The organism is Streptomyces sp. NPDC055189, assembly GCF_053606765.1.
This window is the reverse complement of record NZ_JBSGSG010000071.1, coordinates 1-13,091: the sequence shown is the minus strand read 5'-3', so window position 1 is coordinate 13,091 and position 13,091 is coordinate 1. Positions and strand designations below refer to the sequence as shown.

Below are 13,091 nucleotides of genomic sequence, written 5' to 3'. Positions count from 1 at the left end.
GGTCACACCGCCTTGTAGATCTGGCCGACATCATGGACGGAACTGCCCGCGATCAGGCCGGCGCCGACCAGGGCGAGGTCGTTGTCGGCACTCTCGGCCGCGGCGTCCGCCTCCTCCTTCGTGGCGGCCCGGGAGCGGCGCCGGCGCGTGTAGCCGAAGCGGACGGCGAGCGCGGCAAGAACCAGCCAGCCGGCCTGCGGGGTGGCCACCAGCAGACCGGTGGCAAGGAGCACGCCCATCTGCCGCTTGGAGCCGCCGAGGAGTTGGATCAGCACACCGGGGATCGCCCACAGCAGCATCATCGTGATGGCGTGTGTGTCGGTGAGACCGGCCTTGATGGTGTCGACGTACACCTGGGCGACCGGCGGGACACGGCCGTCGGAGAAGAACGGCTTCCACGCGATGGCGACGACGACGATCGCCACGGCGAAGCCCACCAGCTGCGAGAGGTACTGCTGGCGGCGGCCCGCCATCTCGTACGGCTTCCACGGCACGGCGTCCTTGCGCAGCAGCCAGCCCGCCTTGAAGTCGAAGCCGACGTCGGCGAAGGCCGGTCCGGTGCACGCGCAGTACCCGACAAGGAGGGCGAGCGGGATCATCGGGATGCTCAGGACCAGGCCGAGTATCAGGAAGATCAGCGTCACGGCGAAGGCGGGGAACCACCCGGAGTGCATCGCCGCGAGCCCCACGATCAGCTGGTGCACCAGCGCGGCCACCCCGGCGAGCAGCACCCAGCCGACGAGGGCGAAGCCGCCCATGTCCGCCGCGACCCCGCCGCCGACGGCGACAACGATCGCGCCGACGACGAACAGCGCCATGCCCTCGATCAGTCCGCGGCGCAGCCGGCGGGCGTCGACGGTGCGGAAGTCCGCGTCGAAGCGCTCGTCCTGCCGCTCGGTGGCTGCCTGCTTCTTCGCCGTGCGGTCGCGCATCATCAGTGCGGCCTGGACCAGTGCGACCAGACCCGCGCCGATCATCACGCCGTGCGGGACGTAGTTGGCGCCGAGGTCGTAGTGGAAGGCGGTCGGTACGTACTGGGCGGCAAGCAGGCCGACGCCGAACATCAGCAGCGCCCAGATGTTGCCGAGGAAAGCAACTCCCGCGGCCGACGTCGGCAGCTTGAACATCGCTCCGACGAAGCCGACGACCGCGCCGACGCCCAGCACCGCGGCCTTCTTTCCACCCTCGTCACCTGCCTTGATCGTCTCGGCGGCGGCGATCCCGGCGGGCCAGGCCGATGAGGCCGGGAAGAGCCGCGAGTCGTAGACCCGGAAGAGCACCCAGCTGTCCACGGCCAGTCCGATCACCGCACCGAGCAGCATCGTCCACACCAGATCGGGGCGGCCGATGAGGAACGGCACCGCGATGGGGGTGATCAGCGAGTTGGCGGCGGCGAACGTCGAGCCGGACACGGCCGACTGCACGAGGTTCTGCCGGTGCTGGTCGCGCATCCTGCGCAGGCCGGCGATGGAGATCCGGCCGATCAACATCGCGAGCAGCGCACCGATCACGGAGGTGTTGGGGGCGATGCCCAGGGTCGTGATCAGCACCAGGCCGATGACGGAACCCAGGACGGCGAGGACGGCGCTGACGACCAGGGTCACCGGTTCGAAGGCGCGCGGGTGCGTGGGCGGCGCACCCGTGGGGGGCGCGCTGTGCGAAGTGGTCACGGGGACTCCAGCGGGGCGAAGGGGGGCGGACCGTGGTCAGGCGGCGGACGCCTGCAGGCGGGTCATCGGCCCGTAGAGCTCGATCAGCCGCTCGAACTCCTCCTGGTCGTGGAAGCGTGCGACGCCGCGTCCGAAGTCCTTGGCCGCCTCCAGCGAGAACCGGGCCGCCGCGGCGATGTCCGTCTCGTGGCTGGCCCCCGTCGCGCAGCCCGCCACGGCGGTCTGGGTGACCAGCGCGAGGCCGACCACCGGCGCGTCCGTCGCCACGCACGGCTGCATGATCGAGTTGAGGTGGTGCACGCCGTTGCCGTACGGGGTGATGTCCTGCGTGGTGATCGGCAGGACGTGCGCGACCTCGCCGGTCACGGTCTCAAGGACCCCCAGCAGGTCGTCGCTCGGGCGCAGGATCCAGCCCTGCTTGACGGTCGGGGAGAGCGCGACGCCTCGGTGGTTGAGGAGCCGGTTGCCCTTGGTGGTGTCGATGGAGACCACCGCGTCCATCTCCGGGGAGATCTCCGCGCGGTTGCAGTCGAGGACCGAGATCGGCGAGTCCATGAACGGCACCGGGTCGTGCGGCCGGGTCGGCGCGTCGGGGCAGACGTGCGTGGAGAGGATGACGTCGCCCTCCAGGCGGTCGCCGCGCCCGTACATGTCGAGCAGCTTCGCCGCGGCGGCCAGCGCGGCGACCGCGCCGTCCGCGTCGGACACCAGGCCGATCCGCTCGGGGCGGGCGCCTACACCGCCAAGGCGGCCGAGGATGCCGAGCGTGGGCGCCTCTCCGCCGGCGGCCTTGCCGCGGGCGCCGGGGACGGTGACCTTCACGAAGTCGGTGCCGCCCTGCTCGCCCTCGATCCGGGTGACGGTGATCTCCGGCTTGGGGCCTTCGGCCGGCGATCCGGCCGCGTCCAGGACGGACCGCAGATGGCCGGCGAGCAGCTCACCGCTTGCCTGCGGGCGGTCCAGGAGGTCGAGGACGTCGAGTACGTGCTTGAGCACAGCGGCTCCCTTGGTGCGTGTACGAGATGGTGCCGCCAGGGCCACTGTGACCTGGCTTCCAGCAGACTGCGACGCCAATCCCGGATGAGACAACCCTTTCTCTATTTCAGAGAAGCATGTCCGCCATCCGGTACGCTGCCGCCATGACCGCACCCCCTTTGCAGACCGCCGACCGCGTCCTCAGCGTGCTCCTGGCCTTCTCGCAGGAGCGCGAGGAGTGGGGGGTGACGGATCTGGCGGCCGAGTTCGGCTGGGACAAGTCAGTCGCACAGCGGCTGCTCGCCGCGTTGGCGCACCGCGGATTCCTGGTCTCCGACCCGGTCACCCGCCGCTACCGCCTCGGCCCCGCGGTGTGGCACATGTCGACCGCCTGGGAACGGCACGGCGGCATGTCCGCCCTGGTACGGCCCACCGTGCGCGCCCTTGCGATGAAGACGGGCGCCACCGCGCTCTTCGCCGTCCCGGACGGGGTGCACCTGCGCTGCGTGGAGTCGGCCGACGGCGGCAGCGGACCGCTGCGCGCTTACCGGCTGACCGGCGAGCTGTACCCGGCCCATGCCGGCGCCACCTCCAGGGCGTACTTCGGCATGCTCACCCCCGGCACCCGGGCCCGGCTGCTGTACGGCAGACCGATGCCGCGCTTCTCCCCGCTGACCGTGACAGACCCCGAGGAGTTGGAGGAGCTGATGGTCCGCGCAGGCCAGGACGGACACTCGCACTCCAAGGGCGAGTACGATCCGGCCACCTCGGGCCTCGCGGTGCCGCTGCTCGTCCGCTCACAGCCCGTCGGCACGCTCTCGCTGGTCGGGCCGCACGACCTGGTCACCGGACCGGACGAACACCTCCTCGGCCCGCTGCAGGCTGCCGCGGCCGACCTGGGCGAGCTGCTCTCCCCGCGCCGATCCCGCCCGCAGGCGACCCACCGGGCCCCCTGACCCCCGGCCCCGCCACTCCCCTCCCATCTCCTCCCTTTTGGAAAGGCATCTCCCCATGAAGCTGCTCCTGCTGTCCAACTCCGCGGCCCCCGGCCACGGTTATCTCGAACACGCGACAGAGGTGATCGCAGACCATCTGACGGGGGTGCGCGAACTCGTCTTCGTGCCGTACGCGCTGGCCGATCACGACGCCTACACCGACAAGGTGGCCCAAGCGCTGAAGCCGCTGGGCATTTCCGTGCGGGGAGCACACACGGACGGCGACCCGGCCGGGACCGTGGCCGACGCGCAGGCCGTCTTCGTCGGCGGCGGCAACAGCTTCCGGCTGCTCGCGGCGCTGCACGCGCTCGGCCTGATCGCGGCGGTGCGCGCACGCGCCGCCGCGGGGATGCCGTACATGGGATCCTCGGCCGGCACCAACATGGCCTGTCCGACGCTGCGCACCACCAACGACATGCCCATCGTGCAGCCGCCGGACTTCGCCTCCTTCGGCCTGATCCCCTTCCAGATCAACCCGCACTACCTCGACCCCGACCCGGCGAGCAGCCACATGGGCGAGACGCGTGCAGAGCGTCTTGGGCAGTTCCTCGAGGAGAACGACGTGCCGGTCCTTGGGCTGCGCGAGGGCACCTGGCTGCGGCGCCGGGGAGACAGCCTCGAGCTCGGCGGCACCCCGGCCGGCGCCCGCCTGTTCCTGCGGGACCAGGCCCCGCAGGAATACGCCCCCGGCGCCGACCTCAGCACCCTGCTGACCCTGCCCGCCCGGTTCGACACCGCGTCTGCCTGAAACGCCGTTCATGACAGTCGGCCGCGGACTGTCACCGCACACGGCCGCTACGACGTCCCGGACACCTTCAGCCCACGGATCCGGCCGGCGTTGTCGAACGAACCGAAGCCGATCCGCCCGTCGCCGGGCCGCGTGCTCACCGCTGTCATCAAGGGGTACGGCGAGCCGTCCAGGTACACGGCCGTCTCCCCGGTGTCCCCGCAGCGCACCACTCTGACTCGGTGCCAGGCTGCGTCGCTGATCGCGGGCGGGGCGCCGGTGGTGCCGTCCCACTGGTCCTCCACCCGCAGCCGGTCGGCGTCGTCCACCGTGAAGACGCCGTTGTGCGGGTAGATGGAGTTGTCCTGTGAGAGATGCGCGTAGCCGAATCGGGTGTCCGACTCGTGGCCGAAGATGACGATCACGTCCCGGTTCTCGATGTCGGTCGGCGTATCGATGCGGACCTGGGCATCGATACGGACGTTGCGGTACGTGGGGCCGGTGGTGAGCACGGCGTACTCATAGGGGCGGCGGGGTCCGGGCCGCTCGACACCCGGCTCGGTCATCACCGCCTGGCCGCCCTTGAACTGCCACTTGGAGGGGGTGACGGGCGCCCAGTTCTTCGCGCCCATCACGCCGGTGAGGGTGGTCCCGTCGGTGTCGCAGCTCGCGAACGTGCGCGTCCCCGTCACCTTCCAGATCTTGCCGTTGGCCTTGGAGAGGATGTACAGCTCGCCCTTCGCGTCCTGCCCGAACCGCAGGTCGACGCGCTTGTCACCGGCAAGTTCCTGCATGGAGACGCGCTTGCCGGACTTCGCGTCGTAGACCATGAGGCTGTACATCTGCGCCAGGCGTTGTTCGGCGCCCGGCTTCGCGCGGCGCATGTCGGTGGCGTCCGTGTAGAGGAGGCGGCCGTCGACGATGTCACCGAGTACGTACTTGCCCCGCAGTCCGTGCAGGTCGTGGCCGCGGTAGACGTAGCCGCCGGAGATGCCGCGGCCCACGTCGGACTTGCAGTTCCAGCTGGCCGGCGGATCGTGGTCGTAGGCGGCGACCGGATAGGTGTAGCCGTACTTCGCGTCATCGGCGGGCAGCGGGAGGATCTTGGCGCACGGGTCGGTGGCCTTCTTGTCGAAGACGAAGGCGCCCTCGCGTTCGCTCCACCCGTAGTTGTCGCCGGCCCGCACTTCGTAGACGGCCTCGATGGCGTGCTCGCCGACGTGGGAGAGGAACATGCGGTGGCTGCCGCGCGCGTCCCAGCTGAAGCGGTGCGGGTCACGCATGCCGATCGCGTAGATGTCGCCGAGGGTGCCGGACTCGCCGACGAACGGATTGGCGGGCGGGATGCCGTACTTGCCGTTCGCGCTGCCCCGGCCGCGCGGGTCGATGCGCAGGAGCTTGCCGTGCGGGAGGGCCCGGTTTTGCGGGTCGCCGGTGGTGGAGCCCTTGCCGCCGTCGCCGACCGCGATGTAGAGCAGTCCGTAGTCCGCGTCGCCGGGCTTGGAGGTCGGATTGAAGTCGATCTGCTGGATGCCGTGGACCTGGCCGTTGAAGCCGATGCGGAGCAGCTCTCGGTGGGTGCCGGAGAAGACGGAGGCGCTGGGGTCGTCGGCCGTCCACTCGGTGACGATGCCGTGGAACCCGTTTCCGCTGGGCTGGTTGAAGTCCGGCTTGGCGTCGGTCAGTTCGGGTTTCTCGGTGTGGACCGTGTAGAAGCGTCCGTTGTGCCGGAAATCCGGGTCGAAGGTGACGTAGCCGAAGCCGGTGCCCAGGCCCCGGCTGGCGTAGAAGGCGGCGGAGAACTCCTTGTAGAGGTCCAGGTAGGGGTGCTGCTGGGAGCCGTCCTTGTTGAGGGAGTACAGGGTGCCGTTCTGGTCCGCGACGGCCAGGCGGCCGGACCCGCCGGGGAACGGGGTCAGGTAGTTGATCCGGTTGTGCCGGATGAGACGGCTGTCCTCGACCGGGCCCGGGCGCGGCTCGGACTTCGGGAGCTGGGCGAACTCCTGGACCTCGAGGCCGAGACCGGAGGTGACCGGCTTGCCGGGGATGGGGTCGGTGACAGCGGCCGCGGCGGTGGCAGCGGCGGGCGCTGCGACCGCGCCTGCCGGTGGCGTGGTGAGCACTGCGGCGAGCAGGGCGCCGGTGAGGACTTGGACCAGGAGGGATCTCGTACGGGGCCGGACGTGCGGGGCCGACGGGGACAAGGGGGCTCCCTTCGTGTGGCGTGCCCGGGAGGTGCATTCGGGCGGCGTGCGCAGGACGTGTGCTCTGGACTCGTGGTCTGGACGTGTGGTCTGGAGGGGGGTCCCGCGGACGAGTCAGACCGGGAAGCAGGTCCAGCACGTGAACTCAGGAGGCGGGTTTGCCACCGGTGCGGCGATACTCGGCTCTCACCTGCCCCGGGGTGGCGGCCCGGTCCAGAAACAGCAGGTCGTCCATGCGGCAGTTGCAGGGGTTGGCTTCGCGGGTGTTCTGCGGGAAACTCCCGCCGATTTTGATGCCTCGGGGGTCGGTCGGTGAGGCGAAGTCGGGCTCCGGCTCTCCGGCGAGAGCCCACGGATCACCGTCGCGTACGTAACTGCCTGAAAGCGCACGGCCGTTGCGGTACAGCGCCATCTCACCCGTGTCGAAGTCGAAGGTCGCGGCCAGGTGGACCCACTTGCCGTCGGGCAGATGGGTACGCCAGTCCCCGTTCGCGGCGAAGGTCTGGGACGTGGAGCCGTCCAGGCGCCGTCCGAGTGCGACGAGGCGCAACTCGCCGCCCACATCGATCACTTCGAGGAGAGCCCGTACGTCGTGCCCGTTCGAGTCCCCGGTCAGGACTCCCGCGAGACCGATGGCGTTGTACTGGTCGGAGGGGTCGGCCGAGCCTGAATTCGGGCTCGGGTTCTGTCCGGTGGTACGGAACCAGCCCATCACCGTGGCCTGGCGGGCTCCGTTGAACGCGTGCAGCGAGGCCGCGCCGTCCGGGTCGTACACGCCCGCCTTCCAGTCGTCGTTCCCCGCGGCGTCCGGAGTCAGCTGCCGGGTCTGCAGGACGTGCCCACGCCGCGGATCGGCGTGGTCGCGCACGCGCATCGCGGCGCCGCCGTTGACGAGCGACAGGCTGGTGCCGGACGGCCCCACGTCGCGTTCGCGCCCAGCGTCCGCGGGGTCCGGATGCTCGAAGTCGTAGGCCGCGACCAGACTTCCGTGGATGCCTGCCCCGGTGGCTGCGGACCGGTCGTCCGGCGCTGACGCACCGCCGGGCGGAGTGACGAACGCGGCGGTGAGGAGAGCGGCGCCGGCCGCCATCACGGCAGGCCATAACCCAGACCGTGCAGATCTGCGCCGGTAGGACGGCACGGCGGTGCCAGGCGTCATGTCCCCTCCAGAAGGCGTGCGAAGAAAGCGCTTCCTGTCATGTCTGCTGCAACGTACAAACATCGGACGGTGGCGACAAGAGTGCGTACAGCTATTGCCGTGCCGCTCTCGCGGGGAGCGACCTCACCACTCTGTACGAAGCGGGGGGCTACGCCTCCGCAGCGGTCCCGGCCAGGCGACTGCACGCGATGGGTGACCGCGACAAAGACGTGGAGATCCGTCAGAAGGGCCCCGATCCGAGGAAATGCCCGCCGCACGTTCGGAGAGGCAGACGCCCGACAGCGATCGCCATGCCTACCGCGGCCGCGGACCGTTAGGTGCGTCGGACCTGCGCGGCGGACGCGCCCCGGAAATCGGGATGCCGTGGCTCCGGGGTCGTTGTTAGAACGAGCGCATGGGTATGTGGGTCGACACTTTCATCGCGCCTCAATCGCCGGTGCTCCTGCCGGCGGAGGAGTTCGGGCGCCTGGTCGTGGACCTTGGCCGGGAGCGGCTGGTGCGTACGCCGTGGGCGCTGTTCTCCGGCTCGCTGTGTGTCAACGCCGGTCTGGGCTGGGGCGGTGTCCTGGGACAGGCTCGGTTCGAGCCTCCCGCGATCGGAACCCAGCTCGTCTTCTCCGAGGACGGCATTCCCGGCCCGGACAGCGAGCCGCCGCCGTGGGGTGCTTCGGTCGAGCGGGCGGTGCTCCTGGCCCGCGGCGACAGACTCGACGACCTTGCACCCGCCCTGCGCAGCGCCCCCTACGGCCGGCAGGACATCGCCGTCACCTTCCACTGCCTCGACTTCACCAACCCCGCGATCCTGGACCACTATTGGTACGAGGACGAACGCACCATGCTGGCCTGCTACGCCCTGGCCGCGCCCCAGGACCGGCCGCTGGAGGCGGACACCGGCGGCCGCTCCGAGGGTCCCGTGCACCCCGTGCAGACGTGCGTGGTCAACACGTGGAAACACGGCGACGGCCCCGCCTGCCCGGCCATCGAAGCGGTGGCGGCCCGCCACCTCGGCCCCGCTCTGGTCACCGGCGAGACCTGGGGGTAAGCCACCGTCAGGTCGACGCACACCGCTGGACGGTGACCGTCCCCACACCGGGCACGCTGCTTGCTCGCACCCGAAACCCAAGTGCGCACGCCGGTATCACTCTGTCACCATTCCCGCATGGCCCACCCTCTCGAACATCTGGTCGTCCGGCATGCTCGCCGTCTCCCTGCCCCCGAGGGGCCTGCCGGTGACGGTGTCGTTGCTGTGCGGCAGTTCGACTCAGCACTGATGTCCGTGGGCTTCAAGCTGTCCGGTCCGCTCCTCGAGCGGCTGGCCGGGCTGTCCGAAGACGCGGTGACCGAGATCGCCGTGCGGACACTGGCCGGCGTGCGTGAGCTGGTCGGTGACCAGGTGCGGCACAACACATACTTCATCGATTTCCCGGCGAATGTGCCGGACACCCTGGACTTCTGGATGCAGTGCATCCGCGAGGCTCTCGCCGACGGCGATGCCCGCGAAGGCACCCTCAAGCAGCTGAGCACCGGCGTGGTGAATCTGCTGACGCTGCCTTCGTACGGGCGCTACCAGCACACGTACACCGAAATGCTCGGCCACCACGACGAGTTGCTCGCGGCGGCCGGTGACCGGGTGACGGTGCTGCACCTGGGCCGGAACGCACAGGACGAGGTCGGCGAGCTGTACCTCAAGCTCGCGGGCAGCCGCACCCCGCTGAGCGAGGAACACCTGCGTGACCTCGGCGAGCTGGCGACGCACTGTGCGGACGGCCCGCAACCCGAACAGATCCCCGTGCGAGAGAACCGCGCGGTAATCAACAAGGCCCGTATGCACGCGGGTTCGGGACCGCTCCTCGACACCGTGACCGATGTGCTGCGCCTTGCCTGCGCGCTGGCGGGCGGCAACGTGTCCCTCCTTGAACCCACCAAGTTCGTGAAGCTGTCGCGGCCCGCACGCCGGGCGCTGCTCGCGGGCCTTGACGCGGTGGTCGCCGCGGCGCCCGCGCAGCTCGCCGATGTGACCGCACACCGGGAAATGTGGAAGCGGCTCGGCGAGCGGCTGCATCCGCACGAGTTCCCCCAGTGGCCCCACGCCGCCCGGGTGTTCGCGGTGGCGCGCGGTGAGCAGCGGGTGCGCTCGTTCGCGAGCCGGACCGAGGAGCTGCTCGGCCGGGGCGACCTGGCCGGTGCGGTCAGCCTGCTGGAATCCGCACCGGGTCTGCTGCTGCGGGCCGTGGACCGGCTGGTGCGCTCCGCCCGCACCGACGAGGAGTACGCGGCCGTACTCGCCGGCGCCGAGGAGGCGGCCCGGCACGCTGCCGGGCGAGTACTGCTCTCGACGCGCCAGCACCTGCTGAACCGGGGAGACCACCTCGAACAGGCAGGCGCGCGCCGGGTGTTCATCAACCGGCACGGGCGTGCCTGGGTCACCCGGGACACCCGCCCCGCGCTGCCCATACCGGCCAAGCAGAGACTGATCGAGCTGCTCGACACGGAGATCGCGAGCAGGCTGCCGGACACCGGGCCGGTACTCATCGATCCGGACTTCCTCGATGTGGCGCTGCCGCTCAGCGGCAAGGCGGCCCTGTCCGGGCTCGGGGTACTGCCACGCGGCTCGGTGTCGCCCGTCGAGGGCGAGCTGCTGCGGTTCTTCGTGCACTGGAAGCAGAAGAGCCAGACCACCGACTACGACCTGTCCGCGGTGATCCTGGACGAGAACTACGAGCAGGTCACCTGGCTCTCCTACACCCAGCTGACGGATCTGGAGGGCCGGCATTCCGGAGACATCACCGAAGCGCCCGAAGGGGCCTCGGAGTTCATCGAGTTGCGGCTCGCAGCGGTACGCGGCAGCTACGTCGTCCCGGAGGTCCTGCTGTACTGCGGGGAGAGCTTCCTGGAGGTCGAGGAGTCGTTCTTCGGGTTCATGCTGCGAGAAGGCGAGCAGCAGGGCCGGCCGTTCGAACCGCGGACCGTGCGGATGAAGTCGGATCTGCGGGGCCCCGGCCGGGTGGCGCTGCCGCTGGTGTTCCAGCGCGGCGACGGCGGCCGGTGGCGTGCGCACTGGCTGCACTTGTACCTCAAGGGCATGCCGGCCGCCAACCGCGTCGAGGAGACCCGTGCGACGGTGGAGGAACTGGCGCGCGGCATCGTCGAGCGGGAACAGCTGACGGTGCGCTGGCTGCTCGGCCTGAAGGGCGATACGGAAGTGACCTTGTGGGACGGCGAGAGCATTCCGGAAGGGCCGGTCACCTACCTGGGCATGCAGCGCCCCGAAGGGCTGCACCCCCAGTCGCAGGTCTTCACCCCGGAAAATCTGCGCGACCTGGTCCCCGAGTGACTGGTAGCGTTCAGCTCGCTGAGGCCATGAAAGGGCTTCCTTCTCACACCCACCCTCACCGGGGGTTCAACGCCAGCCCTTCCGCCTTCCTCAGCTCAGGCCGGTGAGGCCATGAAGAGGCTTCCTTCTCATACCTTTCCTGTAGAAATAGCCTCCTCGCTTTCCTCACCGCCGACTTCAAGCCCCTGGCTGCCCACGCCAGGGGCTTGGTCGTACGCCGTTCAGCCCGCGGAACGTCGCGACGTCGCCCACGCGGACAGGGCAACGGCTCCCAGCCCAAGCTCAGTCGCCGTCAATGATCTGGTACAGGTAGATGATGTGGGACTCATCGTCCGGCATGGCGTTCACGTCGTCGGACTGGCCGTCGATCCGGAAGTAGAACTCGGGAGACTTGCGGCCACCGAGGTCGCCGTTGTCCTGCATCTTGGCAAGCTGTTTGACGAACGTGTTGGCGTCCGGTGTCTTGGTGCCCAGATCGCTCGCGAATGTGCCGCCCACGACCACCTTGAGGTGGCTGTCGTCGAGGAGCACGTCCATCGCGGCCCCGGTCGCGCTGGTCGGCTTGAAGACGGGGCCCTCGTCACCGCACTCGTACTGACCGAGGACGAGTCCCATCGTCGTGTCGGGGGCCTCGCCGCCGAAGTCGACGGACTCGATCACCCCATAGGGGCCCTGACCGCCGTTGTCGCAGACCGAGCCCCGGGGCGGGGCCTGCCGGTCCGCATACTCGTACGTGCCGTCCTCGCCGCCCGAACTGCCGGTGTTGGAGCTGGTCGGCTTCTCCGGATCGGGCGTGCCGGTCGCGTCGGGGCCGGTCGTGCTCGCGCCGTCCGAACCGCCGGGATCGGTGCCCGGCCGGCTCGGGGCGCTCGCGGACGGGTTGGCCTCGCCGTCGGGCTTTCCATCGCCCTCGCCCAGCTCGCAGGCCGTGGTGGTCAGGGCCGCCGCGACGGCCACTGCCAGGGCGTACAGCTTCATCTTCTTGCGGGTGACGCGCATGTACAGATCCCCCGTGGTGGTGCGCACGTCGTAATGCGCATGGTCAAGAAATGACTGCCCGTCAAGTGTGCTTGTGGAGCGCCACGTTCCGTGCCAGCCGTAGCGGATCGTGACCGGTCAAGGACAATGCAGCGGACTCGGTGACACCTCCTCTCTGAAAGACCGTCACGAGAGCAGAATCCCGTCTCCTCATCACCTCCCGGCGGCGACGCGTCAGGCGGTGCGCCGGCAGCCGGTTGTGGTCGTCGTGGCGGGTCTGTCCGGTGCAGAAGACACGCAGATGGCCGACCTGATGCAGACCGTCCCGGACCGTCGCGGCGGGACCGTGGGTTCGGCGCCTTGTCCGCGACCGGGGTGGCGGCGGGATGGAATCGGTGCTGGCCGACCCGTACGGCTTCGGCACTTGCGTCCGTGCTTACCCGGCCGCCCGCACTGCGGGTCCGTCCCGCGCGTGTGGGGACGGATTCGCGTTCCCTCAGCTCCCGACTCCACCGGCAGCCCCCCATACCCGACCCGCCCCGCCGCTGCACTCCGAGGCCGGCCGGAAGCACCCTAGACGGTATGCCCCTCGCCTGCGACCCAGCCCATCGAGGCCCGGCAGCAACTCCTATGAGTGACAGGCCCCTTGACGAACCAGGCGGTACTACCAGGCCACGCATGGGCAGTTCGGTTCCGGGACGCCGGTATCGCCCGGGCCAGCTTCCGATCAACCCGGTCTTGCATCTACCCTCAGAATCAGACGACACCGGGCCCCTGGCCCGTACCCCCGGCTCCCAACCCCCCGAGCCGTGACAGAGGCACACGCCTTTCACGAGACCGGCTGGAGCCGCACCGCTGACGCGACTCCAGCCACCGCCCTCCGGAGGCCGGCGAGGCAGCTCCCGCGACCTGGCACCGCCGATGGAGGGCACCTCACGCGAGGCCCGATCGAGGGGGAGCCTCGATCCCTCGCGCCCCCGGCCGCCGCCGCAGTGCGGCGGCGGCCCGGCCCATCACCCCGCGGTCCCCCCAACCGACACCGCCAGTAC

At 70.0% G+C, this 13,091-nt stretch carries 9 protein-coding genes; 4 read left to right on the top strand and 5 right to left on the bottom strand.

What is annotated here, in order from left to right; all coding sequences use genetic code 11:
- Positions 1-2: 2 nt before the first annotated feature.
- Positions 3-1,670, bottom strand: coding sequence for an OPT/YSL family transporter (locus ACWFR3_RS34805; protein ID WP_453738686.1), 1,668 nt, complete (start codon positions 1,668-1,670; stop codon positions 3-5).
- Positions 1,671-1,706: 36 nt separating this feature from the next.
- Positions 1,707-2,666 (bottom strand): DUF1177 domain-containing protein, encoded by a 960-nt coding sequence (locus ACWFR3_RS34800; RefSeq protein WP_453738685.1) that lies wholly within the window; start codon positions 2,664-2,666, stop codon positions 1,707-1,709.
- A 143-nt stretch (positions 2,667-2,809) separates the two neighbouring features.
- Here ACWFR3_RS34800 and ACWFR3_RS34795 point away from each other — a divergent pair, with 143 nt between their 5' ends.
- Both ACWFR3_RS34795 and pepE read left to right on the top strand, forming a co-directional pair.
- Complete coding sequence (locus ACWFR3_RS34795) at positions 2,810-3,601, top strand: IclR family transcriptional regulator (protein WP_453738684.1); 792 nt, start codon at positions 2,810-2,812, stop codon at positions 3,599-3,601.
- Between the two features lie 55 nt (positions 3,602-3,656).
- Complete coding sequence (gene pepE, locus ACWFR3_RS34790) at positions 3,657-4,388, top strand: dipeptidase PepE (RefSeq protein ID WP_453738683.1); 732 nt, start codon at positions 3,657-3,659, stop codon at positions 4,386-4,388.
- A gap of 47 nt (positions 4,389-4,435) precedes the next feature.
- On the opposite strand, the gene ACWFR3_RS34785 is transcribed toward pepE, so the two are convergent.
- A complete protein-coding gene (locus ACWFR3_RS34785; protein ID WP_453738682.1) occupies positions 4,436-6,571 on the bottom strand; it encodes a PQQ-dependent sugar dehydrogenase in 2,136 nt (711 codons plus the stop codon).
- Positions 6,572-6,716: 145 nt separating this feature from the next.
- A complete protein-coding gene (locus tag ACWFR3_RS34780) occupies positions 6,717-7,661 on the bottom strand; it encodes a LamG-like jellyroll fold domain-containing protein (RefSeq protein ID WP_453738681.1) in 945 nt (314 codons plus the stop codon).
- Positions 7,662-8,124: 463 nt separating this feature from the next.
- On the opposite strand from ACWFR3_RS34780, the gene ACWFR3_RS34775 reads away from it, so the two are divergent.
- Positions 8,125-8,772, top strand: coding sequence for a hypothetical protein (locus ACWFR3_RS34775; RefSeq protein ID WP_453738680.1), 648 nt, complete (start codon positions 8,125-8,127; stop codon positions 8,770-8,772).
- 117 nt (positions 8,773-8,889) lie between these two features.
- Positions 8,890-11,064 carry a hypothetical protein gene (locus ACWFR3_RS34770; RefSeq protein WP_453738679.1) on the top strand — a complete coding sequence of 725 codons (2,175 nt, stop codon included), beginning with the start codon at positions 8,890-8,892 and terminating at the stop codon, positions 11,062-11,064.
- Positions 11,065-11,346: 282 nt separating this feature from the next.
- Here the strand turns inward: ACWFR3_RS34770 and ACWFR3_RS34765 are convergent, their stop codons facing one another.
- Positions 11,347-12,090: a hypothetical protein gene (locus ACWFR3_RS34765; RefSeq protein WP_453738678.1), complete on the bottom strand. Its 744-nt coding sequence runs from the start codon at positions 12,088-12,090 to the stop codon at positions 11,347-11,349.
- Positions 12,091-13,091 lie beyond the last annotated feature (1,001 nt).

Coding starts and splice junctions, on each gene's coding strand:
- ACWFR3_RS34795 (WP_453738684.1), top strand. CDS start 2,810: ATGACCGCACCCCCTTTGCAGACCGCCGACCGCGTCCTCAGCGTGCTC.
- pepE (WP_453738683.1), top strand. CDS start 3,657: ATGAAGCTGCTCCTGCTGTCCAACTCCGCGGCCCCCGGCCACGGTTAT.
- ACWFR3_RS34780 (WP_453738681.1), bottom strand. CDS start 7,661: ATGGCGGCCGGCGCCGCTCTCCTCACCGCCGCGTTCGTCACTCCGCCC.
- ACWFR3_RS34775 (WP_453738680.1), top strand. CDS start 8,125: ATGGGTATGTGGGTCGACACTTTCATCGCGCCTCAATCGCCGGTGCTC.
- ACWFR3_RS34770 (WP_453738679.1), top strand. CDS start 8,890: ATGGCCCACCCTCTCGAACATCTGGTCGTCCGGCATGCTCGCCGTCTC.